The organism is Bacillus sp. AK124, from assembly GCF_053903085.1.
In genome coordinates this window covers 3,287,264-3,313,282 of the sequence record NZ_CP096378.1, presented here as the reverse complement: position 1 = coordinate 3,313,282, position 26,019 = coordinate 3,287,264, and the positions used below count along the sequence as shown (strand labels likewise).

Sequence of the window (26,019 nt, the reverse complement as noted above, 5' to 3'; positions counted from 1 at the left end):
TTTATCATCATATAGGAGGTTCTTATGGATATATTAAAAAAGATTGAACAGTATAGAGAGGAAGAGCAGCGTCTGAAATGGGAAGGAACCTTCGCTGAATATTTGGAAATCGTAAAGGAAAATCCGACTGTCGCGCAATCTGCTCATTCCCGCGTTTACAATATGATTAAAGACAGCGGCATTGAAGAGAAAGACGGGAAAAAAGTATACAGCTTCTTTGACAAAGAGCTGTTTGGTCTTGAAGAGCCTTTGGAACGCCTTGTTGAAGAATACTTTCATCCGGCCGCGAAGCGCCTTGATGTCAGAAAAAGAATCCTGCTTTTGATGGGGCCTGTCAGCGGGGGAAAGTCGACTTTGGTCACCATGCTGAAAAGGGGGCTTGAAGCATACTCTCTTACAGATGAAGGGGCTGTCTACGCCATTCAGGGCTGTCCAATGCACGAAGATCCGCTTCATCTAATTCCTCAGCATCTGCGGGACGATTTTTACAATGAATACGGCATCCGTATTCAAGGCAACCTGTCCCCTTTGAACATGATGAGGCTGGAACAGGAATACGGCGGAAGAATAGAAGACGTGAAGGTTGAAAGAATCTTTTTTTCAGAGGATAAACGGACGGGGATCGGCACGTTCAGTCCGTCGGACCCTAAATCGCAGGATATCGCTGATCTGACGGGAAGCATTGATTTTTCGACGATTGCCGAATACGGATCGGAATCCGATCCGCGCGCATACCGGTTCGACGGAGAATTAAACAAAGCGAACAGAGGAATGATGGAATTTCAGGAGATGCTGAAATGCGATGAAAAATTCCTCTGGCATCTTTTATCGCTTACACAGGAAGGGAATTTCAAGGCGGGCCGGTTCGCGCTCATCTCAGCGGATGAATTGATCGTAGCCCACACGAATGAAACCGAATACCGTTCATTTATATCCAATAAGAAAAACGAAGCGCTCCATTCGCGGATTATCGTCATGCCGATTCCATATAATTTAAAAGTATCAGAAGAAGAAAGAATTTATGAAAAAATGATCGCTGAAAGCGATGTGTCTGATGTTCATATTGCGCCGCACACGCTAAAAGTGGCTGCGATGTTTTCGATTTTGACGAGGCTGAAAGAGCCGAAGCGGTCAGACATTGATCTTGTCAAAAAAATGAGGCTGTATGACGGAGAGAGTGTTGAAGGCTACAATTCTGTCGATGTCGAGGATTTGAAAAAAGAATACACTGACGAAGGAATGAGCGGAATCGATCCGCGCTATGTCATCAACCGGATCTCGTCGACGATCATCCGCAAAAACATGGAATCGATCAATGCGCTTGATGTCCTCCGTTCTTTAAAAGAAGGGCTTAGCCAGCATCCATCGATTTCGGCAGAAGACCGCGAGCGTTATTTGAACTTTATTTCCGCCGCCAGAAAAGAATACGACGAAATGGCGAAGAAAGAAGTCCAAAAAGCGTTTGTGTACTCTTATGAGGAATCTGCGAAAACGCTGATGGACAATTATCTTGATAATGTCGAAGCGTACTGCAATAAAATTAAGCTTCGCGATCCGCTGACGGGAGAAGAAATGAATCCTGATGAAAAGCTGATGAGGTCAATAGAAGAACAAATCGGCATTTCCGAAAATGCGAAAAAGGCATTCCGCGAAGAAATTCTCATTCGCATTTCTGCCTATGCAAGAAAAGGGAAACGGTTTGACTATAATTCGCATGAGCGGCTCAGAGAAGCCATTCAGAAAAAGCTGTTCGCAGACTTGAAAGATGTCGTCAAAATCACGACATCGACAAAAACGCCGGACGAACAGCAGCTCAAGAAAATCAACGAGGTCGTCGCCCGTCTCATTGATGAGCACGGCTACAACTCGACTAGCGCAAACGAACTCTTAAAATATGTAGGAAGCTTATTAAACCGGTAACTTGAAGACCCGTCCGGAGAAGGGCGGGTCCTTTTGTCCCATTTTCAAAATTGTTTGTCAAAAGTTATTTGCACCTGCATAAGATAACAATAAACATTTTAGACTTGCATCCGCAGGGCTATAAACCGAAGCCATTTAAGGGGATTATCAATAAGGAGGGGAATTCATGTCCCATAAAGACAATGGCCATTTTATTATTTCTCAGGAAGACTGGTCCCTCCACCGAAAAGGGTATGATGACCAACAGCGTCACCAGAAAAAGGTGCAGGACGCGATCAAAAACAATCTGCCTGACCTGATTACAGAAGAAAGCATTATTATGTCCAACGGCAAAGATGTTGTCAAAATTCCGATTCGATCGTTAGATGAGTATAAAATCCGCTATAACTATGATAAAAATAAACATGCCGGCCAAGGAGACGGCGACAGCGAGGTAGGAGATATCGTCGCAAGGGACGGTTCGGATAAACGGGGCGCCGGCAAAGGCCAGGGAGCGGGCGATCAGGCCGGTGAAGATTATTATGAAGCTGAAGTTTCGTTAATCGATTTGGAAGAGGCGCTCTTCAGCGAAATGGAACTGCCGAATTTAGAACAAAAAGAACGGGATGATATCGTTGTCGAAGATATTGAGTTCAACGATATCCGCAAAACGGGTTTGACCGGTAATATCGATAAGAAAAGAACGATGCTCAGCGCTTTTAAGCGAAATGCAATGACGGGAAAACCTTCATTTTATCCGATCTACCCCGAAGACTTAAAATTTAAAACGTGGAATGACTCCGTAAAGCCGGAATCAAAAGCCGTTGTGCTCGCAATGATGGATACGAGCGGATCGATGGGCGTTTGGGAAAAATATATGGCGCGAAGCTTTTTCTTTTGGATGACACGTTTTTTACGGACAAAGTATGAAACGGTCGATATTGAGTTTATCGCCCATCACACTGAAGCCAAAGTGGTATCAGAAGAAGATTTCTTTTCGAAAGGGGAAAGCGGGGGCACGATTTGTTCATCTGTATACCGCAAATCCCTCGAACTGATTGAAGACAAATACCATCCGACACGCTATAACATTTATCCGTTTCATTTTTCGGACGGCGATAATTTGACATCCGACAATGCGCGTTGCGTTAAGCTTGTCGGAGAGATTATGGAGAAAGCGAATATCTTTTGCTATGGCGAAGTCAACCAGTACAACAGACATTCAACGTTAATGTCAGCCTACAAAAATATTAAAAACGAAAAATTCAAGTATTATGTGCTGAAACAGAAAGCCGATGTTTTTCAGGCTCTGAAGAGCTTCTTCAGCAATGAAGAACGGCATCAATATACATGAAAAAACGCGATTGAAACCTCCGGCAGCGGAGGTTTTTTGTTTGGAAAATATTTAAATCAAAATTTTAAGTGCAAGGTTATTGACATTCTTTATTACTTTAACTAATATTTAATCTTGTTAACTATTTATTTTGTTGTGCAGAGGTAAAAACAAATTTACCGCTTCCGATCTTTCTTGCTCAGTTTTGAACAACTTTTTCAGTACACGTCCCGCAAGTTGCTGGGCAGGAAATAGGAAAACGCAAAACCGCGGAAGCCGATCAAACCGGCTTCATCCAAAATATAAGGATATGAAAGGAGAAATAAACATGAGCAAAGGACGTTTAATTGCGACGAACATTATCGGACTCATCATCGTGCTTGCCATCTTAGCAGGAGGTGCGTATTTCTATTATGACAGCATCAGCTATGTGAAAACCGACGAAGCACACGTGACAGGCGAGATGGCCGACATTACGGCGCCTGCATCAGGGAAGCTCTCAGATTGGGATTTGAAAGAAGGATCAAAAGTTTCAAAAGACGAAAAAGCAGCGAAAATCAAAGGGGAACAAACGGTTGACGTGAAGTCGATCATGGACGGAACGATTGTCAAAAACGAAGCGAAAGAAGGCCAGATCGTACAAGCCGGTCAAACGCTTGCGAAAACCATCGACATGGATCATCTGTACATTACAGCTAACATTGAAGAAAACGACCTGAAAGACATCGAAAAAGGGGACAAAGTCGATATCGTCGTTGACGGTGATTCAGGCACTACATTTGAAGGAAATGTCGAAGAAATCGGCTATGCGACAAACTCAACATTTGACTTGCTTTCTCAAAGCAATTCAAGCGGAAACTACACGAAAGTGACGCAGAAAGTACCTGTGAAAATTTCAATTAAAAACCCGTCTGACAAAGTGCTGCCGGGAATGAACGCATCCGTGAAAATTTCAAAATAACCGGGGGAAATAAAAACGAGCGAAAGGAGGATGTCATAAGTGGCTTCTCAGAAAAAAGGAAATATGTCACTGCTCATCATTTTAATGGGCGGCTTGTTTCTGGCCATTTTAAACCAAACGCTACTGAATGTGGCGATGCCTCATCTCATGACAGAGTTCAATGTGAGCGCCACAACGATTCAATGGCTGACAACCGGATATATGCTTGTCAACGGCGTTTTGATTCCTTTATCAGCCTTCCTGATTATGCGGTTCGGCGGACGGAGCTTGTTTTTAACGGCGATGCTGCTGTTTACGGTCGGAACGCTGATATGCGGAATTGCGCCTAACTTCTCGACGATGTTAACCGGACGCCTCATTCAGGCAGTCGGCGGAGGCATACTTCAGCCTTTGGTCATGACCACGATTCTCTTTATCTTTCCTCCGGAAAGCCGCGGGAAAGGAATGGGAATCTTCGGGCTTGCGATGATGTTTGCTCCTGCTGTCGGTCCGACGCTATCCGGCTGGGTCATTGAAAACTACAGCTGGCGGATCATGTTTTACGGCCTTGTGCCGGTTGGTTTGATCGTCATCATTTTCGGTTTTTTCCTATTTAAAAATATGACGGAACCTAAAAAAATCAAATTGGACACAGCAGGCGCGATTCTTTCAATTGTCGGATTTGCGGCGTTGCTGTATGGTGTGAGCGAAGCCGGCTCAGACGGCTGGGATGATCCGCTCGTACTTTCCACAGTTGTGATCGGTGTGATCGGCATTGCCGCTTTTATCATCCAGCAGTTGAAATCGAAAGAGCCGATGCTTGACTTCAGAGTGTTCAAATACGATATGTTTTCACTGTCAAGCGTGATCAACGCCATCATTACAGTTGCTTTGTATGCAGGAATGTTCCTGATTCCGATTTATTTGCAAAACCTGGTCGGCTTTACAGCGCTTCAGTCGGGGCTTCTGATGCTGCCGGGCGCACTCGTCATGCTTGTGATGTCGCCGATCTCAGGAATTTTATTTGATAAAGTCGGCCCAAGGCCGCTAGCGATTGTCGGATTATTGATCACTGTTGTGACGACCTACGAATTTACGACGCTTACGATCGATACACCGTATATGCACATCGTGTTGATCTATGCGATTCGGGCGTTTGGGATGTCCATGTTGATGATGCCGATCATGACTGCCGGCATGAACCAGCTTCCGCAGCATTTAAACAGCCACGGAACGGCGATGTCGAATACGCTTCGCCAAATCAGCGGTTCGATCGGAACGAGCTTGATCACGACGATTTATACAAATCGCACGACATTCCACTATGCATCAATGGCCGATCAGACAAATACGGCTGATCCGTCATTTATGAGCACATTGCAGTCAACCATTCAGTCAACAGCGCAATCGATGCATATATCTCTTGAACAAGCACAACAATATGTCGTGAAATATTTGACCGGACAGGCTCAGCTCAACTCGAATGTCATGGGCATCAATGACGCATTTATGTGGGCGGCCGGGTTCTGTGTCATCGGCCTCGTTCTCAGCCTGTTTTTGAGGGATGTCAGAAAAGACAAGCTGCGCAGGAAGAACAAGGCGGAGGAGCTGACATTGCTTCCGGCTCCTAAAGAAGCGAAAGAATCTTAAAATGAGGAGGTTCTGACATGAAAATTTATGTTGTTTACGACAGTGAAGGCGAGCATACGAAAAAGCTGGCTGAAGCCATTGCGGAAGGCGCAGGGGAACATGAGGCTGCAGACGTGCTGATCGATCATGTCAGCCAGGCGGATATTAGAAAGCTCGAAGAAATGGATGCTATCATCTGGGGCTGCCCAGGTCATTTCGGTACAATCAGCTCCGGATTAAAAACTTGGATCGACAGGCTGGGCTACCTTTGGGCGGAAGGGAAGCTGATCAATAAGATCGGCGCAGTCTTCTGCACAACAGCGACAACTCACGGCGGTCTTGAGGCGACAATGCTCAACTTAATAACACCGATGCTTCATCAAGGCATGATGGTCGTCGGCTTGCCTGGAAATGTACCTGAAAATGCTTTATACGGGTCTTATTACGGTGCAGGCATCACGTGTCCTGTCGACAGTGACGAACTGATCGGCGAAGAAGGCCTGGAGCTGGGCCGGGCTTTAGGCAGACGCGTCGCCCAAGTGACAGACCGCTTTACAGCAGGACAGTGAGGAGCGATTTGACATGACCATTATATTGACCATCATCGCTGCTGTCCTCGTCATTATCGGTCTGGTGGTATTTAATGTGCGGTCGGCGTCTTCACAGGATAAACCCGAACATGAGGATAACGCGGCAGCTGAAGCTGGCATTCCTCATGTTCAGGAAGAAGAAGTCGCTGAGCAAGTTGAAGCCGATCAGCAAGATCCGTTCGAAATGAATGATCAAACCTATCGGGCGATTCTGCAAAAACTTCAACATCCAAAAGAGGAAAAAAACCATTCCGAGAAAACGGAAATGGACGATATGGATTACCGAAAAGCATTAAAATCCATGAAAAAGCGGGAACAGGATTAAAGGCAAATTCGCTGGGAACCAGCGGGTTTGCTTTTTTTATTTGCGCTTTTTTGCAATATTACTTGTGATTTCCCTCGTACTACTGATGCAGTACTCTGATACAGCTCGGTCTGGAAGGAAAGACGCAGCTTTGGTTATATAATCCGAACAACAGTGCGTTATTGCTGTTGTATACCAATTGATTTCCCGCGCTAGTTTATTCATTTTCGGGCTGATTGTCAGAAGCGTTCTGCTCTCAAGCAGCAACAGCCTGTTTTCCGCGTCATTTGCTTCTTGTCAATATCGCTGTCTTTTTAGGCTCCGTGTTTTTTCCACATGAGGTGATGTTCTTTCGAACGATAGATGAAGCGCTCAGAAAATATTCGGCTATCAAAAATTCATCCGGGACATTTCCTTGTTGATCTACAATGCTTATGGATTATTCGAGGCGCTGTTCATCAAGTGCAGAGATTCTGGAGCATTTCTTTAAAAGCTGATTCAGCCAGAAAGGAGACGAAGAACATCGCCTATTTAACAGAGCTCGATATGTTCTACGATCCATTTCGGGTCAAGGATATGATTCACTTTTATGAAACCCAGTTTTCCGATTTCCGTATAAATAAAGCGTGGGATCTGTTAAAGGACATGAAAATCGACGGGGATAAAAAAATCGGCAAGCTTTCCAAAGGCAACCGGGGCAGGCTGAAGCTCGCGCTCACATTGGCGCGCGATGCAGCAGTCGTGCTGCTTGATGAGCCGTTTTCCGGTCTTGATCCGATGGTGAGAGAATCGATCGTCAAAAGCCTTCTTACATATTTGGAGCTTGATAAGCAGACAATCGTCATCGCCACCCATGAGATTCATGAAATTGAACAAATTTTGGATGAGGTCGTCGTCGTCTTAAATGGCCGAATTGAAGAAAAAAAGGATGTCGAACAGCTGCGCGAGGAATCCGGAATGTCGCTTTTGGAATGGCTGAAACGGTTTATTGAAGAAAAAAATTGAAAAGGCTGGAGGAGAAACAGTGGAAACACTTTTGGAATTAAAAAATGTATCAAAAACGATCAGGGGGAAAAAGATTATCGACGGCTTGAGCTTTGACGTGCGGGCAGGCGAAATATTCGGCTTCCTAGGTCCGAACGGCGCCGGAAAAACGACGACGATCCGGATGATTGTCGGGCATATGAACATCACCGCCGGTGAAATCGCCGTGTGCGGCGTCAGCGTAAAAGAAAATTTTGAAAAGGCCGCGCGGCATATCGGAGCGATCGTTGAAAATCCGGAACTGTATAAATTTTTAACGGGCTATCAAAACCTTCAGCAATACGCGCGCATGACGAAAGGCGTGACGAAACAGAAAATTGACGAAATCGTCGAGCTTGTCGGATTGAAAAACAGGATCAACGATAAGGTCAAAACGTATTCTTTAGGAATGAGACAAAGGCTTGGCCTGGCCCAAAGCCTTTTGCACGATCCGAAGCTCTTGATTCTCGATGAGCCGACGAACGGGCTTGATCCGGCCGGTATCCGGGAAATTCGCGATCATTTAAGAAAGCTGACGAGAGAAAGAGGTATGGCGGTCATCGTTTCAAGCCACCTGCTTTCAGAAATGGAGCTGATGTGCGACAGGATCGCCATTATCCAGAACGGAAAGCTCCGGGATATTCAGCATGTGCACGGACCCGCTCGGGATGAAAAGAAGCGCTATTATCTTCAAGCGGATGACAATCAGGCTCTGATGCGGGAAGCGGCTGCTTTCAGAAAGATGAAGGTTGACGAAGCGGAAGGCGGGATAGAGCTCAGCCTTCAAAAGGATGAAGTGCCTGATTTGATCAAACACTTAACAGACAGCGGTGTCCGCCTATATGAAGTGAAGGCTGTGAACAAGTCGCTGGAAGACCGGTTCCTGGAAATCACCGCAGATAAGGAGGAAGCTCAGCATGTTTAATCTCATCGTAAATGAATGGATCAAAATTTTTAATCGAAAAGGCACATACGTCATGATCGCGATTTTGCTGTTATCTGCCATCGGGCTGGGCGTTCTCACAAAGACGATCGGAGAGACAGACCACAACCCGGACTGGAAAAAAGAATTAATGCAGGAAAATAAAGATATGAAAGAACAACTTAAAGGGGTCAATAATCCGGCACTTGAAAAAAGCTATGAACGGTCGACCGCCATTAATGAGTATCGAATCAAGCACGATTTGCCGGAAGACGGGGACTATTCGGCCCTGTCGTTCATCAGCGACGCGAGCAGCATCATTCCCCTCCTCGGTCTGTTTGTGATCACGGTGGCTGCGGGAATCGTTGCGAATGAATTCAGCTGGGGGACGGTGAAGCTGCTTGTGATCAGGCCGATCAGCCGCTTTAAAATTTTGCTGGCAAAATATTTTACAGTTCTGCTTTTTGCATTGGCTTTGCTTTTCATTCTGTTCGCAAGCGCGGGTATCACAGGCCTTGCTTTATTCGGGGCAGGCGACGGCAGCCAGGTTCACTTGGCGTACGCCGATGGAACAGTTGAAGAAAAAAGCCTGCTGCTGCACTTGGCCGGCAGCTATTTGCTGAATTCAATCTCGCTTTTGATGATGGCGACAATGGCCTTTATGATTTCAGCTGTTTTCAGAAACAGCTCGCTTGCCGTAGGTATTTCAATTTTCCTTTTGGCAATGGGCGGAACGGTGACAAACCTGCTCGCGACAAAATTTGAATGGGTGAAATACATCTTATTTGCCAACACTGATCTCACTCAATACTTTGATGGATCTCCGCTTGTTTCAGATATGACGCTGGGATTCTCGATTGTCGTGCTGGCTGTCTATTTTATCGTTTTTCATGTGCTCGCCTTTGGGGCATTCACAAAAAGAGACATCGCTTCATAAGCGGTATTCACGAAAAAGCCTCACCCCGGTTTTCCGGGCGTGAGGCTTTTTTAAATAAAATATAAAAAGACTGCTGACATTCGGTCAGCAGTCCTGTATGAAGATCAGCGGTTCACAGCTTACGCTTTTGTTACGTTAGCAGCTTGTGGTCCGCGGTTTCCTTCAACGATTTCGAAAGATACAGATTGGCCTTCTTCCAAAGTTTTGAAGCCTTCGCCTTGAATAGCAGAGAAATGAACGAATACATCGTCTTGTCCTTCAACTTCGATGAATCCGAAACCTTTTTCAGAGTTAAACCATTTTACTTTACCTTCTAGCATGAAATTTCCTCCTAAAGCGATAACGCTTAAATTCACTATTCTTGCTCTAAAACAAACTTCCAAGACGAAAACTCTTACAAAACTTTCTTCTTAAAGATAGTTCGAACAAAAATAATTACCTTTACTTTACCAGTGTTTAAGCGAAATTACAACTGCTAAACACAATTTTTTTAAAAAAAGTGAAATTTAATAATCAGGGCGAAAAATAAAGCATTGAAAAGCATGTTTTTGAAATTTTCACAAATCTGATTGACAACATTTCAAAGAAGCTGTAAAGTTAGGTAAAACTTCATGCATCAACACTTCTTATTCAGAGAGGCGGAGGGAATTGGCCCTATGAAGCCTCGGCAGCGGGTTCTGCATACAGCAGAATACTGTGCCACATCCAACAAGCCGTACGGGCTTGGAAGATAAGAAGAGAGCGGACCACTCTATTTACTTCGTGTCGTCTAAGGCTTCTTCTTATTTTTTAAGAGGGAGCCTTTTTTGTTAGCCAAAAAGAGGAGGAAGATCATCATGATTACATTTGAAGGCGTTGAAAAGGTCTATGAAAGCGGCGGACAGAAGGTTCATGCGCTCAATGGAATCGACCTTCATGTAGATAAAGGGGAAATATACGGCGTCATCGGATTCAGCGGCGCAGGGAAAAGCACGCTGATCCGCTGTGTGAACTTCCTTGAAAAACCGACGGCCGGAAAGGTATTCGTCGGCGGAAGAGACTTAATGTCTCTGTCGAAAGCTGAGATTCGAGCTGTTAAAAGGAAGATCGGCATGGTATTTCAGCATTTTAACCTGTTAAATTCAAAGACGATTTTCGCTAATGTCGCTGAGCCGCTCGCGCTTGTCAAAACACCGAAAGCCGAAATCAAGCAAAAAGTGACGGAACTGCTCCATTTTGTCGGACTTGAGGATAAAGCCCGCGATTATCCGGATCAGCTGTCGGGCGGCCAAAAGCAGCGCGTCGGCATTGCCCGGGCGCTGGCGACAAATCCGGAGGTTCTGCTCTGTGATGAAGCGACATCCGCGCTTGACCCGCAGACGACCGGCGATATTTTGAAGCTGCTGAAGCGCGTCAACGAACAATATAACATCACGATTTTGTTGATCACTCATGAAATGAATGTGGCAAAAGAAATCTGCGACAAAGTCGCGGTCATTGAAAAAGGAAGGATCATTGAATCAGGCAGCGTGTTTGACGTGTTTTCCGCGCCGGAAACCGAAACGGCCAAAAGCTTTGTCAAATCAGCCATCGACCACGAGATACCTGAATCGATTCAAAAATTAAATGTGAAGCATCTCTACCAGCTTCAATTTGTCGGCGAATCTTCCGGGAAGCCATTTCTTTCGCAAGTGGCAAAGCGGTTTGACGTAGAAGTCAACATTCTGCACGGAACGATTACAGAGCTTCAGGGAATTCCGTTTGGCAGTATGACGGTTGAACTGCAGGGGGAAGACGGTGAAATCGGGCGGGCGCTCGAATATATCCGCAGAGAAAACATTCGCATCAGGGAGGTATAAGCATGCTTGTTACATATGACCAAATCATTGACGCACTGGTTCAGACGATTCAAATGACGGTTTTCTCGCTTTTATTTTCAAGCGTGATCGGCATTCCGCTCGGCATTTTGCTGGTTGTCACAAGGAAGGGGCATCTGCTTGAAAATCCGGCAGTTTTTACGGTTGTCAATATGATCATTAACATTTTCCGTTCCGTTCCGTTTATCATCTTGATGGTTGCTTTAATTCCGGTGACAAGGCTGATTGTGGGGACGTCCATCGGCACATCGGCAGCGATTGTTCCCCTGACTTTTTATGCGGGGCCTTACATCGCAAGGCTCGTCGAGAACTCTCTGCTTGAAGTCGATCCGGGAGTCATTGAAGCCGCTGAAGCAATGGGAGCGACTCCGCGGCAGATCATCTTCCGGTTTCTGATTCCGGAAGCGCTCGGTTCGCTTGTGCTGAGTTTTACGGTGGCAACGGTCGGATTGGTCGGAGCGTCGGCGATGGCTGGTGCGATAGGCGCCGGCGGTCTTGGGGATTTGGCGATCACATACGGCTACCAAAGGTTTGACACGCTGACGATGATCATCACGGTTGCAATTCTCGTCATCGTTGTGCAGGGATTGCAGACATCCGGAAACGTTCTGTCCAAAAAATTGAGAAGAAGATAAACAGAGAGGGAGACAGCTATGATGAAAAAGTTCACATTTGTTATCATTTTACTGCTGCTTGCGGGAGTGATCGCGGGGTGTGCGGCAGACTCTGATGCGAAAACCATTAAAATCGGCATCAGCGGAACGGATACAAGAATCTGGGACTTTGTGAAGAAAAAAGCCGAGAAAGAAGGCTTAAAGCTTGAAATCGTCAAATATTCTGATTATGTTCAGCCGAACCAGGCTTTGGCGGGCGGTGACATTGACGCCAATGCATTTCAGACGATATCTTACTTTAATGCATTCAAAAAGGAACGCAATCTTGAACTATCGCCGATCGGCACAACGATCATCGCTCCGATGGGCATTTATTCCGAGAAGTATGATTCGCCTGACGATATACCAAACGGCGCGGAAATCGCTGTTCCGAGCGAAGCGACGAACATGGGCAGAGCCTTGCTCCTGTTGGAGTCCGCCGGCCTGCTTCAATTAAAGGACGGATTTGACGGAAACGGAACGCTTGATGCGATTAAAGAAAATCCTAAAAAACTCAAAATCACAACGGTGGCCGCAGAGCAAACGCCGCGCGTGCTTCCCGACGTCGCTGCATCTGTTATCAACAACGGCATAGCGGTTGACGCCGGCTTCCATCCTGTCAAAGATTCGATTAAACTGGAAGACGAAACAGCGACACCGTACATCAACATTATTGCGGCCAGAACAGAAGACCGGAACCGTGAAGATTTGAAAAAGATCGTTGAGCTGTACCAATCAGACGATACCGCTGAATTGATCAAAAAAGAGTTTGACGGTGCACAGCTGCCGACTTTTGTTCCACTGAAAGACATCGGCGAATAAAATGTCAGTCGCGCAATTGATTCCCGGGTCATATATTGAAATACATCGATAATTCCTACTTGACCAATCAGGTTTGTTGTACTATAGTTTTTAAATGTAAAAAATTCTGGGGGTGCTTTTGTTACCATGACATTATTTGTTGTTATTAATATTATCGTCATGCTCGGCCTGATGGCGCTCCTTTATATGATGCAAAAAAAACATGTTTCTTTTTCTAAGCGGGTATTTACCGCTCTGGGAATCGGCATTGTTTTTGGATTCGCTTTGCATTTTATATATGGTTCGTCTTCAGAAACGATTACGCAGACATCTGATTGGTTTAATATTGCAGGCGGCGGCTATGTGAAGCTTTTGCAGATGATCGTTATGCCGCTTGTATTCATCTCGATTTTGGGTGCTTTTACAAAGCTTAAACTGACGCACAATATCGGAAAAATCAGCGGATTGATCATCGGCCTCTTGATCGCGACGACAGCTGTCGCTGCTGCGGTGGGAATCGCGTCCGCACTTGCTTTCGACCTGCAGGCTGTCCATGTGGATCAAGGCCAGGCAGAGTCAATGAGAGGGGCGGAACTCGAACAGAAATCGCAGGACATGGAAGCCAAAACACTTCCACAGCAAATTGTCGAGCTTCTTCCGGGGAATCCGTTTTTAGATTTTACGGGAGCAAGACCGACATCAACGATCGCCGTTGTTATTTTTGCGGCTTTCCTTGGAATCGCGTATCTCGGGGTCAATCGAAAACAGCCTGAACAAGCTGAGCTTTTCAAAAAGATGGTTGATGCCGTGTATGCGATCATTATGCGTGTAGTGACGTTGATTCTGAGGCTGACGCCTTACGGTGTATTGGCGATCATGACAAAAACGATTGCAACGAGCGATCTCGACAGCATTGCCAAGCTCGGCAAATTTGTCATCGCTTCATATGTGGCGCTGATCGTCATGTTCATCATTCACCTGCTGCTCATTACATTCAGCGGTTTAAATCCTGTCACATACTTGAAAAAGGCGTTTCCGGTCCTTGTATTCGCGTTTACATCTAGATCAAGCGCAGGCGCTTTGCCGCTGAACATTAAAACGCAGCGCAGCCTCGGTGTTCCCGAAGGCATTGCAAACTTTGCCGGTTCCTTCGGACTGTCCATCGGACAAAACGGATGTGCCGGAATTTACCCTGCAATGCTCGCGATCATGATTGCGCCGACGGTCGGACAAAATCCGCTTGAGCCGTCATTTTTGTTCACGGTTATCGCTGTTGTTGCGATCAGCTCTTTCGGAGTGGCAGGCGTCGGCGGAGGTGCGACATTTGCAGCGCTTCTCGTCCTTTCGGCGTTAAATATGCCCGTAGCGCTTGCTGGACTGCTGATTTCGGTTGAGCCGCTCATCGACATGGGGCGTACGGCTCTTAATGTCAGCGGCAGCATGACGTCAGGACTTGTCACAAGCAAAGCAACAAATGAACTTGAAAAAGACACGTATCAAGACCGTACTAATATCATTGAAGCAGAAGTGTAAAAGAAGAACGGCCCGCACAGCTTGATTGCTCGTGCGGGCCGTTTTTTATGAATAGTTTTGGTCGTTATCGAACATCGTCTGGTTTGCAGTCTGATCGTTCATGACATTAACCGGGGCAGTCATATGGCTTGATTGATGCTGGTCGTTTGCCGTATGGCCTGACTGGCGATGTTCCTGTGACTGTCCTCCGGAATTGAAAGCCTGTTTGATCATGTCAGCCGGATTCATCATCATCTGGTTTCGGCCGTTACCTTGCTGTCGACCTCCCATGCCCTTCGCGAACATGCCTGTCAATCTTTTGCGGATTTCGGGAGAAAAAGCCGCGGTCAATGCAGCTGATCCTAAAACCAATACAGCGGGATGGATGCCTGATCTTCTTCTAAACAAAGGGTCAACCTCCTTTTTACGTATACCATCCCCAGTCCTGATCGGTTTTATTCTTCAAGTTGTGCCGCGAGATATAAGCGGTTACTTTCGAAAAATTCGAAAATTTTATGGTAGGCTTTTATTTTATTTTATTTTCTGTTTTAGAAAAACCGTGCCCTTCATTTTCCAAAACAAGATACTCAATATTCCGCCCCCTTGCTTTTAACCGATCGACGACCTGATCGGACTCTTCCTTTACGACGCGGGGATCGTTTGCGCCTTGGATGATCAGCATCGGCTGAGTCATATTCTCCAGGTATGTAACAGGAGAATCGGCTTTCAGTTTTTCATAATCCCGCTCAGGCTTGCCGACCCATTTTTCCATCATCGGCTGCCAGAAATCCGGTACGGATTCGACAAACGAAAACAGATTGCTGACTCCGCATATATCGACGACGGCGCTACTCTGGATGCCTTCCGTGAAGCAATAGCGACATATACCCTCCGTAGCTGCCCCCCATTAAAAAAAGTTTTTCGCGGTCCGCAAGCTTTTGATCGATAAGCCAGTCGATGCCTGCAGTCATATCGAGGCGCGGTCCGTCTCCCCAATCTTGTTCAACCATTTTAAAGAAGGAATAGCCGTAATTCGCTGATCCCCTGAAATTAGGGGCGAATAACTGGTAGCCCATTCTCGCAGCGAGTTGAAAGAGATCATAGAACATAAAGGTTTCTGCATCTTGCGGTCCGCCGTGCGGCCAAATAATCGTCCAGCCGTTCGCTTCTTCCGGGCCCGGCTTAAACAGCAGCCCTTCTATAGCGAGACCGTCAAAAGAAGGATATGTCACAACCTCCGGATATGACAGCTCCTGTTCGGAGAAACCTGGAACCGAATGTTTCGTTAATTGCCGCCATTTCGTCTGTCCTTTCGTTAATACATAGAGATTAGCCGGCCTGGTCGGCGTTGAGCCGAGAATGTACAGCGTGCCCGAAGAGGCGCAGTGTATTTTCGAAATGGATGTGCAAGGGCAGTCCACCTCCCGGCTTCCTCCTGTTGCTGTGTTGTACTCATACATCACCTCTTTGACGCCTTTTTTTCCAATCAGATAAAGGAAAGTTCCGCTCGGATCAGCGTGGATGGCTGTTAAATCAGTTTTGTCAATCGAAAGCACCGGCGCAAAAATACCGGATGAAACGTTGTACAAGGCAAGGTATGAAAACTCGGCTTCGTAGTTTGTCGTGACGAATAACCGATCATCAGATGCAAAGCGGGAAGAATAAACCATATGAGGCAGCGTCTCATCGGGGACGATTCCTGTCGTCACACCTTCAGCGGTATGGATCATGCAGACATTGTGGCTGTTGACATAGTAGACATGGATGCTGACGGCTTTCTCGCCCGGGCTTACATCAGCCAGTATTGAAGTTCCGTCTTTTCCTTCAAAAATAAGCTCTTCTTTTTCAGCGAGACAATCGTATCTGTATGTATTTAAAAATGTCGGATTGTCCTTTGTGGAGGAGTAGTAAACGGCGTTTTGGACAGGGATGGGCTCGAAGTGGCGGTCCGTTTGATTTCCGTTTAATGAATGGAACGACCCGTTTTTTGACGAAAGCTTGTACAGTCCGCTTTGTTCGTTTCCGTCATGGTCAAAACCGGCATACAGAATAGAGCCGTCGGGATTGTAGGCGATTCCTTTTGCATCCTAATTCAAGAATGACAGCTGGTACGGGTATGCATCGGGAAGATCCATCGCCCACAGGTTTGATGTTCCGTTGAGATTTGTATCAAAAACAAGCTGCGTCTCATCGGGATGTACCGCAAAGTCTTTAATTCGCAGCACATACAAAATGCTTTTTGCTTTTTCCATTTTATATACATCTCCGGATTTATTTGGGTATTTTTACATTCAATAAGATCATAACAAAAGTCGCGTATAAAAAATATGCTTTAGACAAATAAATAACACGAAAAAGAAAAACCTATACGTCAATCATTAAAGGAGGCAATTTTAATGTTTAGTATGAAAAAAGGCGCGATTGTTGCTTTGCTCCTTCCGTTTTTGTTCACAGCCGGATGCGGCATGGCAAACCAGGGGGCGGATAACAACCGTCGCAACCAGGACAATGCGCTTCAAAATGTAACAAACAGAGATAACGACCGCACGAATGTCAATGACGGCAGAAACGTCAACGACCAAATGAATGTGACAGACAACCGCGATGCCAACCGGGATAATAATAATATGGAAGTGGCGGATAAAGCCGCAGACAAAGTGACGGAACTGAAAGAAGTCAGAAGTGCAAACGTCATTACGACAAACCGCAACGCTTATGTAGCGGTCGTTTTGAAAGGCAATCCGAAAGGCGACGTAACGAATGAGTTGAAAGGGAAAATCTCGAAAAAGGTTAAAGAAGCAGACAATAACATCAACAATGTATTCGTTTCGGCAAATCCTGATTTTGTTGACCGGATGAGAAATTATGGCGACAGAATCCAAAATGGCGAACCGATCGAGGGCATGTTTGAAGAATTCGGTGAAACGATCAACAGAATTTTCCCGAATCAAAGATAATGAAAAGCCGCAATGAGCGGCTTTTTTTGTTGGCTGCTTTTCATACAGGCCACTTCCTGAACCTTCCCGCATAGTGTGTAGTACAGTGAAGCACATTGCGGATGGAGGGATGACATGTGACGGGAGAGATGAAAGCAGCCTTTATTTTAATTATGGCGGGCACTCTATCCGCTCTGTTATTGGCTGTTTTTGTCGTGTTCAGCCAAGAGAGCCCAGAGGCGGCTGTTTTTTCGGGGAAAAAAGAAAAACTGAAAGAATCGCTGGAAATGGTTAAATATGAAAGTGTCAGCATTTATTACGCTGAAGAAGATAGGACGATTCTGGAGCTGACAAAGGAGACGCTTCAGGAAGCAGCTGACATGAATCGAGAACTGTTTGCGAGTCCTCTTCAAGACAGCGTTGATTTGATCTTTTTTTCAAACCGCGATGATATGGAGTCATTTTCAAAATTAAAGGATATCACCGGATTTTACTCAAATGATATGCGGATGATCGGGCTGTTGCTCGAGGAGAAAAAGCATCTGAATAGCGGCGAGGGATTCGCCGTCTTCCTGTACAAACGGGTGCTGATACATGAGTATACCCATTATGCTTTTCACGTCAAGCTGAGAGAACTGAATGCCGACCCGGCAGCTTATCCGCTTTGGTTTCACGAGGGAGTGGCGGAATGGGTTTCTGCGCATGACGCCGTAGAAATCCGGACTTTGCCGTCAGCCGTTCCTTTAAGCAAGCTGAAGACCGACCGGCAGTGGCAAAAAGCACGCATTGGATATGAAACCGATATTTATTTGCAAAGTTATTATTTGATCGAAGAGCTCGCGGAGAAAAAAGGAAGGGGTATCATCCTCGACATTATAGAGGAAACGGCTGCTCGGGGAAGTTTTGAAGACGGATTTAAGGCCGCCGTCGGTCAGTCTTTACCGGGCTTTGAAAAAGAATTCAAACGGAAATATGAAGCGAAAAAAACGGCATGGAAGGTTTCATTCTTCCGTGCCGTTTTCATTATCAATGAATAGGTCTCTGCTGCCCGTTCGGAGGCATTTGCGGCTGACCTTGCACCGGAGCGAATGCTGAAGTCATCTTCTGCATGTCTTGCGGTGCAAGCTGAGGAACTTGATAGTACCCGTGTTTGTTCTGATAAAGGAAAATTTCATAAGCCATTTCGATATAGTGAGGAATCTGGTCTGCGAGAACCCTTCTGCAGACAGGGTTTGTCACTTCGGGAGCCGCCATGGCCAATGCCGAACAATTGGTTTTCATCAAGCCGAGCATAAAGCTGCTGATACAGGCGTCATCAATCGCCTGCACGGATTGCTTCGGCTGTTTTGGCTGGGCATCTTTTAACCCGTAGACAAATTGGCGATCCTCTTTCATCATATATGTTGCCGTTTCCTGGCTCGGCTTTTGCCCCGTTCTGAAACATTCTGTTGTGATGTTGTACTGAGACGAAATAAACCGGTGCTGCCTGTCCAAAATATCGAGCAGCTCCGGATCTTTGACATGCTCTCTGAACATCATATATTGCTCAAGAACGCCGATCATACCGGACAACACTTCATGCATGTCAAACACTTCGTGGCCCCCGTGATTCATATGCTGCATTCCTTCATTGCCTTGATTGATTTGCATTTGCGGCTGGTTTTGCTGTTCCACTCTAACGTATCCTCCTTAAATGTAATTCAACTATTATATTTCGTTTTTGCCGTCATGTTTATTCAAAAAAGGAATAATCGATAAACTGGATTTAAAGGGATTTTATTCTAACCGTCGAATAGTTTAGTTCAGAGAAAATATTATGGGGGTCTTGTGTTCAAAGACAATATATCATCTCATTGGTCGAAAGTGGAAATGAGGTCATTTTGGCGTCAAACTGAAAAAAACTGAGGATCAGGAGAGGAAATTCTGGCCGGTTTTGAGATCCCTCGTACCTTTGTAAACGGAGCACATATCTGCCGGGCGATGATGAAATGTTCATGCATGCTTCCGGCAGTTAAAGGAATTCGATGAGTGGATGGATGTTTGATATCCGAAAAAACAAATGAGCCGAAACAGGTCGGATTCAAATAAAGGCTGCCGGAAGAAGAATAAAAGACGGATGTCGGTCTTGTGTTCATGCACTTTTGTTTAAATATGGACTGAAAAACAATCGATTTGCAATGCCCGGGTGGATATCGGCATGAAGAACTTTGGCATTTAAAGAAGGTGCCTGCAAACTTTTTATTGCCCCTGCGCGATCTGTAAAGGATTCTCCCTCCGTAAATGATTTCAGCTGCCAATCATCATGAAAATGCAAAAAAGGTGTTTTCCTTTTTGATTTTGCACTTAGAAAAGGAGGAGTTTTGTAATGCTGGGCTCAAGTGAGACGGTTGGAAAAATGTCAGGTTTATTTGGTAATGATTCTGTGTATCCGAAGGTGCAAACAGAAGTATATAAAAAAATCAATGAACTGAGTGGTTTTCATAGGCTGGATGATATTTATCTTTCCTTGATCGACCAGTATATGTTTCCTTGTCTGATCCTGAATGACCGGGGAGAAATTGTCGCGTCCTCAGAAAGTGCCGATCAATATTTGAAAAGTTCAAAAGGCAACATTCATCAAGCTTTTCCCGCGAGCTTATCCGTGCAGGTCAATGCCGCTTTACAACGGGCAAAAAAAGAGAAAAAAGTGTCGTTTAAAAACGTTCCGATTTATTTAAGCGGAGAACTATCCTTTGTTCATTTGACATTAAAAAGTTTCTTCCGCCAGTATCACAAGCTTTATGTGCTGTTTATCGAAAAAGCAAAAGAAGAGGCTGCCCGCGCGCCGGTATCCGGCGGAGAGGACGGCCAGCTTCATCTCCAACATCTGTACCGGACGGTAAAAGAGCTCGAAGCGTCCAACGACGCTTTGGTGTCCGCCAATCAAAAGCTTCAGGAAGAAAACAAAAAATTAACGGCGCTAAACAGGGCGTTTGAAAAGAAAGTGAATGAACTGAACACCCTTAAAAATGATCTGAACAATCTGCTGACGAGCACGAACATCGCCGCCGTTTTTTTGGATCAGGAATTGAAATTGAAATTATTTACGCCAGAAGCCGCCAATATGTTCGACCTGAAAAAGGATGACCTTTCAAGGCCTGCCGATAAGCTGACAGAGAGGTTCAACTATGAGGAGTATGCCGATGACTTAAAGCGGACACTTTATGAAAACAAGACGGTCGTAAAAGAGTTCGAAATGCCAAACGGCGGCTGGTATGCCGTGAAAATGATGCCTTATTATGCGTCGGGGAAAAAGATTGAAGGCATTGTTGTCACGTTCACGAATGTCACTGAACTGAAAAAGACAAACGAGGCCCTGCACATCAGCTCACAGGCTATTGATCAAAGTCCGGCCAACATATTGCTCACTTCGGTCGACGGTTCGGTTACTTATGCAAACAAACGCTTCTGCCGGATGCTCAGAAAACAACAGGATGACATCATCGGCAGGGATGTATTTGACATTTACCGCAAGCATTTTCACTGTGATGATCTCCATCGCTACTGGAAGCACGTCCTTGATAAGAAACCATGGTCAGGGGATCTTCATTACCAGGATGGGGAGCAGCAGGACAGGTGGGAGCAAACCTCCCTTGTTCCTGTGGAGGACAGCGCAGGGAACGTGCATCAGGTGATGCTGATATCCGAGGACATTACAAACCAAAAGCGGTCTGAAAAAATGCTTATGAAATCGGAAATGCTGTCAGCGGTCGGGCAGCTCGCTGCCGGGATCGCTCATGAAATACGGAATCCCCTCACATCTCTGAAAGGGTTCCTCCAGCTGATGATCCAGTCTAAAAAATATCAAAAAGACTATGCGGAAGTGATGATGTCCGAATTCATCAGGCTTGAAGCGATTATCAACGAATTTCTCGTATTGGCCAAAACAAAATCGACTACATTTGATCCGGTTCAGGTCAACTCGATTGTTGAAGATGTCTGCATGGTATTGGAGTCGCAGGCCGTGCTGAACAATGTGCGGATCGAGAAACAGCTGAGCGGAGATCTCCCTGAGATTCTTGCTGTATCAAATGAACTGAAACAGGTTTTCCTCAACATATTAAAAAATGCGATCGAGGCGATGGAGGATGTTGAAGGCTTTATCACAATACGTTCCTACTTTGAAAAAGACAGCGTATTCATCACCTTTGAAGATCAGGGAAAGGGCATCTCAAAAGATGTGCTTGAAAAGCTTGGGGAGCCATTTTATACAACGAAGGAAAAAGGAACCGGGCTCGGATTAATGGTTACATTTAAAATTATTGAAAATCACGGCGGAAGCATTCATTTTGAAAGCGAGGAAGGAAAAGGAACGACCGTAAAATTGAAGCTTCCGATTAAAGAATGAGAATGCGGTCATCCCTGTTCTCATTCTTTTTTGAAAATTTTACAAAAAAATTATATGTTCTTTATCATTATCAGATAAACTTGACAGGAAGCAAAAAACGGGAGGCGAATATATGGTCAATGTTCTAAAGTGTCGTTTTTTAGCTGGTTTGACGATCACCCTTATGATGATTGCGTCTTTTTTAGCGCCGTTTGCGGACGTATCGCGCGCTTCAGAAACGATTACCGTAGAAGAAGCGATTAAGCACAACGAAGGGCATGCAGCCGTTGAAGGGTATGTCGTCGGGCATACTGTGTCGAGCGGCCATTATCGTTTCAGCGGAAATTTCGCCAACGATTATAACATCGCAATCGCAGATAAAAAAGAGGAAACATCACCTGAGAACATACTCCCCGTGCAGATACCCGCATCTTTCAGAGACCAGTTCGGTTTAAAGACAAACCCTCATCTCATCGGAAAAAAACTCATCATTGAAGGCGAACGCTCTACATATTTTAATTCCCCCGGTTTGAAATCCGTTCAATCCATCACATTTTCCGGAGGCGATGCGCCGCCAGTCCAGCCGGAGATCAAAACGATAGCCGAGGCGCGCAAGCTTTTAAATGAAACGGTCAAAATCAAAGGAATCGTCACTGCGGATCAAGCAGCTGTCGGAGGAGGAAAACTGTCCACATTTATTCAGGACGACACGGCGGGAATCAATATTTATTCCGCTGTACAAGACGATTTTCCGGAGCTGAAAGAGGGGATGTCTGTCTCGGTCACAGGGAAGATCACGACATTCAAAGGTTTGACAGAAATTGTTCCTGTACCGTCAGGCATTGAAGTAACCGGAGAAGGAGCGGTACTGCCTGACCCTGTTCCGTTGACCATTAAAGATGTGCTCGATCACGGAACGGCAGCTGAATACGAAGGCCGGCTTGTGAAGATGAAAGGCTTTATTGAAACAAAGCCGGATGCGCCGGCAGGCGGCGGCTATAATATCACGATGATCGATGAAAACTATCATCCGCTCACACTAAGGGTGATGGAACAAACGAATGCCGCCGAATCGATAGAACAAGGACAATGGTACGAAATTACCGGCGTGTTAAGCCGTTATGATACGGTGCAGCTTCTGCCAAGAAAGCAGGACGACCTTCAGATATTAGACGGCGTCGGGCATCCTCCCCCCGCTGCTGAAGGGGAATACGAAAGTGTTGTCGAACGAGTTGTTGACGGGGATACGATCCACTTAAAAGAGCCGGTTCTCGGATCTACAAAAGTCCGCTATGTCAACATAGATACAGCCGAAACTTATCATACGCCGAAAAATGAATTAGATGAAAACCAGCTGAAACATGGAAACAAGGCGAAGGAATATTTGCAGTCTATATTGGCTCCGGGAGACAAAGTCACTGTGAAGGTGGGCAAAGAAGCAAAAGACAGCTACGGCCGCCTGCTTGCCCAAGTCATCACTGAAGACGGCGTCAATACGAATTTGCAGCTTGTCCAAAAGGGGATGGCTGTCACCTATTTCATTTGGCCGATTGGAAGCGATGAAGACTATCAATTGTTTCAAAGCGCCGTCAAAAAGGCGAAAGACGAGAAAATCGGCATTTGGAATCCCGCTGATCCCCTCCTCGAAATGCCGTTTGAATTTCGTGCCAGGGAGCAAGGCAAAGGGCTGACGCGGCACGTCGGAGACTCTGCGGAAAAAACGTATGTTGCGCCTGAAAAGTGGCGAGAGATTCCGGTGGAAAGACGAATTTTCTTTGCGACGGCTGAAGAAGCGGAAGCTGCAGGCTATTCGAAAAAAGAGCAAAGCGGCAATATTCCGCTGCGTCTGTTAAGCATGAATGATCTGCATGGAAAGATCGATCAGCAATATGAGCTCGATCTAAACGGCGATGGCCGGACGGATGGAACATTCGGCAGGATGGATTATGCAGCAGCATTAATCAAAGAAAAAAAATCCGAACGTGAAAATACGCTGATCGTCCATGCAGGCGATATGATCGGAGGAAGCTCGCCGGTTTCTTCCCTGCTTCAAGACGAACCGACAGTTGAAGTCATGGAGGAAATCGGATTTGACATTGGAACCGTCGGGAACCACGAGTTTGATGAAGGGACCGAAGAGCTGCTGCGCATGTTGAACGGCGGCGAACACCCTGAAGGGAAAGGGACAAAAGGTTATGACGGACAGAATTTCCCGCTTGTCTGCGCCAATTGCAAGTTGAAAACAAGCGGGGACAGCTTTCTTCCTCCATATGAAATCATTGAAGTTGAAGGAGTGCCTGTCGCTTTTATCGGCGTCGTGACACAGGCGGCTGCCAATATGGTCATGCCCGAAGGGATTCGCTCAATTGAATTTACAGATGAAACAAAGGCCGTCAACCAGGCTGCAAAAGAATTGAAAGCGAAAGGGGTCCGGGCGATAGCGGTGCTCGCCCATATGACAGCTTCCCAGGACGGCGGAGTTGTGACCGGTGAATCAGCCGAACTTGCCAAAAAAGCAGATCCCGAGATCGATGTTATCTTTGCCGGCCACAATCATGAAGTGGTCAACGGCCAAGTCAATGATATTTTAATCGTTCAAGCATACGAATACGGGAAGGCAATCGGTGTTGTCGATCTTGAAATCGATCGGGAATCGAAAGACATTGTTCAAAAGAAAGCGGAAATCGAATATGTGAATCAGGAAAAGCTCAAGCCTGATCCGGCGGTCGGTCAGATACTGGATAAATATGAGCAGATGGTTGCGCCGATCATCGGTGAGAAAGTCGGTGAAGCAGCGCACGACATGGCAGGAGGCTATTCAAATGACGGAGACACCCCTCTCGGAAATCTGATTGCTGACGGCATGCGGCACGCGATGAATTCAGATTTCGCATTGATGAACGGGGGCGGGATCCGCCAAGATTTAAAAAAAGGAACGATTACATGGGGAGACTTGTTCAATATCCAGCCTTTCGGCAATGTACTCGTCAGGCTTGAAATTAAAGGAAGGGATTTATACGATATTATAGACGCGCAAATATCCCCATCATACGGTCCGGATTACTCGATCAGCGGCTTTACCTACACATGGGACCCGAAAACAAATAAAACCGCGGATATCTTTCTTGAGGACGGAACGCCAATTGATTTAGACCGGACATATACGCTGACCGTAAACAACTTTATGGCATCTGCTTCGGGCAGCAAGTATTCGCCGATTTCCCGGCTTGGAAAAAATTCGGTCACAGGGCCGGAGGATATCGAAGCCACAGTAGAATTTGTCAAAAGCTTTAAAGAACCGATCGCTTATGCTGCCGAAGGACGAATCAAAAAATTAGCAGAAGATGATTCGCGTCCGGGAGAAGAGCCAGCTGATCCTGATGATGAAGAAAAACCCGGAAGCGGAGGCGCTGATCCGAATGACGAAGAAAAACCGGCTGGAGATAAGGGCGATGGAGAAAAGCCCGGCTATGACAGCGGAGAAAAGCCGGTTCATGGCGATACGTCAAAGAGCGGAGCTGCTCCTGTTGCAGGCGTGACGATCGGTGAAGGGGCGGATGCGCCGGAGGAGAAGATGGACGGTCTGTCAAATGATGCGTTTCTGTCAGATTCGCGTGAAGAGCACAAGCTGCCCGATACGGCGGCCTTTTACGGCGGTTTCCTTTTGTACGGCTTCCTGACATTTATGTTTGGAGCGATTCTTTATATGCGGAAAAGGGGTATTGCAAAACTATGAAAGTCAAGATGTTATCGTTTCTGCTTATGACGGCGGGGCTTGCCATTTTTGCATACGGCGGCTGGAAAATATTCGATATGAACAGACAGACCGATATTTCTTTAACTGCAGCAAAAGAAGCCATTGCATCGAGTCAATCCGTCCGTTCAGCAAAGCATCCCTCAGCGCCCGCATCGTTTAAACCCGACAACGGCGAAGCGGCAGGCATCCTCCATATTCCCAGACTGGACGCTGAGCTTCCCATCGTTGAAGGAACCAGTCCCGATGATTTGAAAAAAGGTGTCGGTCATTATAAAGACAGCTATTATCCAAAACAAAACGGGCAAATTGTTCTTTCGGGGCACAGGGATACGGTTTTTCGCAGAACAGGAGAGCTTGAAATCGGAGATAAGCTGAAAATCGAGCTTCCATACGGAAGCTTCGAATATGAAATCACACACACGAAAATTGTTGATCAAGATGATACATCCATCATCACGCTGCAGCACGAAAAAGAAGAATTGCTGTTAACGACATGCTATCCGTTTTCTTATGTCGGAAATGCGCCTGAGCGCTATATTATGTATGCAAAACCGCTTTAAG

General features: G+C 46.0%; 24 protein-coding genes and 1 riboswitch. Of the genes, 18 read left to right on the top strand and 6 right to left on the bottom strand.

The genetic code is table 11. The annotated features are described in order from the left end of the window. Positions 1-24: 24 nt before the first annotated feature. The 9 genes from prkA to M1E06_RS16650 all read left to right on the top strand — a co-directional run bounded on the left by prkA (position 25) and on the right by M1E06_RS16650 (position 9,577). A complete protein-coding gene (gene prkA / locus M1E06_RS16690; RefSeq protein ID WP_020450674.1) occupies positions 25-1,920 on the top strand; it encodes a serine/threonine protein kinase PrkA in 1,896 nt (631 codons plus the stop codon). Between the two features lie 166 nt (positions 1,921-2,086). Beyond that, a complete protein-coding gene (gene yhbH, locus M1E06_RS16685) occupies positions 2,087-3,253 on the top strand; it encodes a sporulation protein YhbH (protein WP_020450675.1) in 1,167 nt (388 codons plus the stop codon). A gap of 307 nt (positions 3,254-3,560) precedes the next feature. Further along, positions 3,561-4,193: an HlyD family secretion protein gene (locus M1E06_RS16680; protein WP_020450676.1), complete on the top strand. Its 633-nt coding sequence runs from the start codon at positions 3,561-3,563 to the stop codon at positions 4,191-4,193. 63 nt (positions 4,194-4,256) lie between these two features. After that, complete coding sequence (locus M1E06_RS16675; protein ID WP_217626294.1) at positions 4,257-5,822, top strand: DHA2 family efflux MFS transporter permease subunit; 1,566 nt, start codon at positions 4,257-4,259, stop codon at positions 5,820-5,822. A gap of 17 nt (positions 5,823-5,839) precedes the next feature. Continuing rightward, positions 5,840-6,370 carry an NAD(P)H-dependent oxidoreductase gene (locus M1E06_RS16670; protein ID WP_020450678.1) on the top strand — a complete coding sequence of 177 codons (531 nt, stop codon included), beginning with the start codon at positions 5,840-5,842 and terminating at the stop codon, positions 6,368-6,370. 13 nt (positions 6,371-6,383) lie between these two features. Continuing rightward, positions 6,384-6,716 (top strand): hypothetical protein, encoded by a 333-nt coding sequence (locus M1E06_RS16665; protein WP_039072544.1) that lies wholly within the window; start codon positions 6,384-6,386, stop codon positions 6,714-6,716. A 441-nt stretch (positions 6,717-7,157) separates the two neighbouring features. Beyond that, positions 7,158-7,700 carry an ATP-binding cassette domain-containing protein gene (locus tag M1E06_RS16660; RefSeq protein WP_230631837.1) on the top strand — a complete coding sequence of 181 codons (543 nt, stop codon included), beginning with the start codon at positions 7,158-7,160 and terminating at the stop codon, positions 7,698-7,700. Positions 7,701-7,719: 19 nt separating this feature from the next. Next, on the top strand, positions 7,720-8,643 hold the full coding sequence (locus tag M1E06_RS16655; RefSeq protein WP_216904213.1) for an ABC transporter ATP-binding protein: 924 nt from the start codon (positions 7,720-7,722) through the stop codon (positions 8,641-8,643). Further along, positions 8,636-9,577: an ABC transporter permease gene (locus tag M1E06_RS16650; RefSeq protein ID WP_020450683.1), complete on the top strand. Its 942-nt coding sequence runs from the start codon at positions 8,636-8,638 to the stop codon at positions 9,575-9,577. The genes M1E06_RS16655 and M1E06_RS16650 overlap by 8 nt, the downstream gene beginning before the upstream one ends. A 119-nt stretch (positions 9,578-9,696) precedes the next feature. On the opposite strand, the gene cspB is transcribed toward M1E06_RS16650, so the two are convergent. Beyond that, positions 9,697-9,897, bottom strand: coding sequence for a cold shock-like protein CspB (cspB, locus tag M1E06_RS16645; protein ID WP_003155376.1), 201 nt, complete (start codon positions 9,895-9,897; stop codon positions 9,697-9,699). 303 nt (positions 9,898-10,200) lie between these two features. Continuing rightward, a riboswitch (SAM riboswitch) is annotated at positions 10,201-10,314 on the top strand. 99 nt (positions 10,315-10,413) lie between these two features. Between cspB and M1E06_RS16640 the strand changes: the two genes are divergently transcribed. From M1E06_RS16640 to M1E06_RS16625, 4 genes are all read left to right on the top strand, one after another. Continuing rightward, entirely contained in the window at positions 10,414-11,415 is a 1,002-nt protein-coding gene (locus M1E06_RS16640) for a methionine ABC transporter ATP-binding protein (protein ID WP_023856483.1), read from the top strand. Positions 11,416-11,417: 2 nt separating this feature from the next. Then, complete coding sequence (locus tag M1E06_RS16635) at positions 11,418-12,068, top strand: methionine ABC transporter permease (protein WP_020450685.1); 651 nt, start codon at positions 11,418-11,420, stop codon at positions 12,066-12,068. Between the two features lie 21 nt (positions 12,069-12,089). Next, positions 12,090-12,908 carry a MetQ/NlpA family ABC transporter substrate-binding protein gene (locus tag M1E06_RS16630; protein ID WP_041817169.1) on the top strand — a complete coding sequence of 273 codons (819 nt, stop codon included), beginning with the start codon at positions 12,090-12,092 and terminating at the stop codon, positions 12,906-12,908. Positions 12,909-13,034: 126 nt separating this feature from the next. Next, positions 13,035-14,420 (top strand): L-cystine transporter, encoded by a 1,386-nt coding sequence (locus M1E06_RS16625; protein ID WP_020450687.1) that lies wholly within the window; start codon positions 13,035-13,037, stop codon positions 14,418-14,420. Positions 14,421-14,465: 45 nt separating this feature from the next. Here M1E06_RS16625 and M1E06_RS16620 read toward each other — a convergent pair whose 3' ends face one another. From M1E06_RS16620 to M1E06_RS16605, 4 genes are all read right to left on the bottom strand, one after another. After that, positions 14,466-14,807 carry a hypothetical protein gene (locus M1E06_RS16620; RefSeq protein WP_020450688.1) on the bottom strand — a complete coding sequence of 114 codons (342 nt, stop codon included), beginning with the start codon at positions 14,805-14,807 and terminating at the stop codon, positions 14,466-14,468. 118 nt (positions 14,808-14,925) lie between these two features. After that, positions 14,926-15,216 carry an alpha/beta hydrolase family protein gene (locus tag M1E06_RS16615; protein WP_254114896.1) on the bottom strand — a complete coding sequence of 97 codons (291 nt, stop codon included), beginning with the start codon at positions 15,214-15,216 and terminating at the stop codon, positions 14,926-14,928. Positions 15,217-15,247: 31 nt separating this feature from the next. Further along, the gene (locus M1E06_RS16610; protein ID WP_254114887.1) at positions 15,248-16,129 is read right to left on the bottom strand and encodes an alpha/beta hydrolase family protein; all 882 of its coding nucleotides are present in this window, start codon (positions 16,127-16,129) and stop codon (positions 15,248-15,250) included. Between the two features lie 357 nt (positions 16,130-16,486). Further along, positions 16,487-16,651, bottom strand: coding sequence for a hypothetical protein (locus M1E06_RS16605; RefSeq protein WP_229129138.1), 165 nt, complete (start codon positions 16,649-16,651; stop codon positions 16,487-16,489). 144 nt (positions 16,652-16,795) lie between these two features. On the opposite strand from M1E06_RS16605, the gene M1E06_RS16600 reads away from it, so the two are divergent. Beyond that, a complete protein-coding gene (locus M1E06_RS16600) occupies positions 16,796-17,356 on the top strand; it encodes a YhcN/YlaJ family sporulation lipoprotein (protein WP_025811842.1) in 561 nt (186 codons plus the stop codon). 116 nt (positions 17,357-17,472) lie between these two features. Then, positions 17,473-18,372 (top strand): hypothetical protein, encoded by a 900-nt coding sequence (locus tag M1E06_RS16595; protein WP_243390395.1) that lies wholly within the window; start codon positions 17,473-17,475, stop codon positions 18,370-18,372. On the opposite strand, the gene M1E06_RS16590 is transcribed toward M1E06_RS16595, so the two are convergent. Further along, a complete protein-coding gene (locus tag M1E06_RS16590; RefSeq protein ID WP_020450692.1) occupies positions 18,362-19,009 on the bottom strand; it encodes a spore coat protein in 648 nt (215 codons plus the stop codon). The genes M1E06_RS16595 and M1E06_RS16590 overlap by 11 nt on opposite strands. 691 nt (positions 19,010-19,700) lie before the next feature. Between M1E06_RS16590 and M1E06_RS16585 the strand changes: the two genes are divergently transcribed. The 3 genes from M1E06_RS16585 (at position 19,701) to M1E06_RS16575 (ending at position 26,018) form a co-directional block, all read left to right on the top strand. After that, entirely contained in the window at positions 19,701-21,722 is a 2,022-nt protein-coding gene (locus M1E06_RS16585; RefSeq protein WP_023856491.1) for an ATP-binding protein, read from the top strand. Between the two features lie 112 nt (positions 21,723-21,834). Then, positions 21,835-25,437, top strand: a complete 3,603-nt coding sequence (locus M1E06_RS16580; protein WP_023856492.1) for a 5'-nucleotidase C-terminal domain-containing protein — start codon at positions 21,835-21,837, stop codon at positions 25,435-25,437. Continuing rightward, entirely contained in the window at positions 25,434-26,018 is a 585-nt protein-coding gene (locus tag M1E06_RS16575; protein ID WP_023856493.1) for a class D sortase, read from the top strand. Before M1E06_RS16580 ends, M1E06_RS16575 begins: the two co-directional genes overlap by 4 nt. Position 26,019 lies beyond the last annotated feature (1 nt).

Bases quoted from the DNA above. Each gene is read 5' to 3' on its own strand.
- prkA (WP_020450674.1), top strand. From the start codon at position 25: ATGGATATATTAAAAAAGATTGAACAGTATAGAGAGGAAGAGCAGCGT.
- yhbH (WP_020450675.1), top strand. From the start codon at position 2,087: ATGTCCCATAAAGACAATGGCCATTTTATTATTTCTCAGGAAGACTGG.
- M1E06_RS16680 (WP_020450676.1), top strand. From the start codon at position 3,561: ATGAGCAAAGGACGTTTAATTGCGACGAACATTATCGGACTCATCATC.
- M1E06_RS16675 (WP_217626294.1), top strand. From the start codon at position 4,257: ATGTCACTGCTCATCATTTTAATGGGCGGCTTGTTTCTGGCCATTTTA.
- M1E06_RS16670 (WP_020450678.1), top strand. From the start codon at position 5,840: ATGAAAATTTATGTTGTTTACGACAGTGAAGGCGAGCATACGAAAAAG.
- M1E06_RS16665 (WP_039072544.1), top strand. From the start codon at position 6,384: ATGACCATTATATTGACCATCATCGCTGCTGTCCTCGTCATTATCGGT.
- M1E06_RS16650 (WP_020450683.1), top strand. From the start codon at position 8,636: ATGTTTAATCTCATCGTAAATGAATGGATCAAAATTTTTAATCGAAAA.
- cspB (WP_003155376.1), bottom strand. From the start codon at position 9,897: ATGCTAGAAGGTAAAGTAAAATGGTTTAACTCTGAAAAAGGTTTCGGA.
- M1E06_RS16640 (WP_023856483.1), top strand. From the start codon at position 10,414: ATGATTACATTTGAAGGCGTTGAAAAGGTCTATGAAAGCGGCGGACAG.
- M1E06_RS16635 (WP_020450685.1), top strand. From the start codon at position 11,418: ATGCTTGTTACATATGACCAAATCATTGACGCACTGGTTCAGACGATT.
- M1E06_RS16630 (WP_041817169.1), top strand. From the start codon at position 12,090: ATGAAAAAGTTCACATTTGTTATCATTTTACTGCTGCTTGCGGGAGTG.
- M1E06_RS16625 (WP_020450687.1), top strand. From the start codon at position 13,035: ATGACATTATTTGTTGTTATTAATATTATCGTCATGCTCGGCCTGATG.
- M1E06_RS16610 (WP_254114887.1), bottom strand. From the start codon at position 16,129: ATGATCCATACCGCTGAAGGTGTGACGACAGGAATCGTCCCCGATGAG.
- M1E06_RS16605 (WP_229129138.1), bottom strand. From the start codon at position 16,651: ATGGAAAAAGCAAAAAGCATTTTGTATGTGCTGCGAATTAAAGACTTT.
- M1E06_RS16600 (WP_025811842.1), top strand. From the start codon at position 16,796: ATGTTTAGTATGAAAAAAGGCGCGATTGTTGCTTTGCTCCTTCCGTTT.
- M1E06_RS16585 (WP_023856491.1), top strand. From the start codon at position 19,701: ATGCTGGGCTCAAGTGAGACGGTTGGAAAAATGTCAGGTTTATTTGGT.
- M1E06_RS16580 (WP_023856492.1), top strand. From the start codon at position 21,835: ATGGTCAATGTTCTAAAGTGTCGTTTTTTAGCTGGTTTGACGATCACC.
- M1E06_RS16575 (WP_023856493.1), top strand. From the start codon at position 25,434: ATGAAAGTCAAGATGTTATCGTTTCTGCTTATGACGGCGGGGCTTGCC.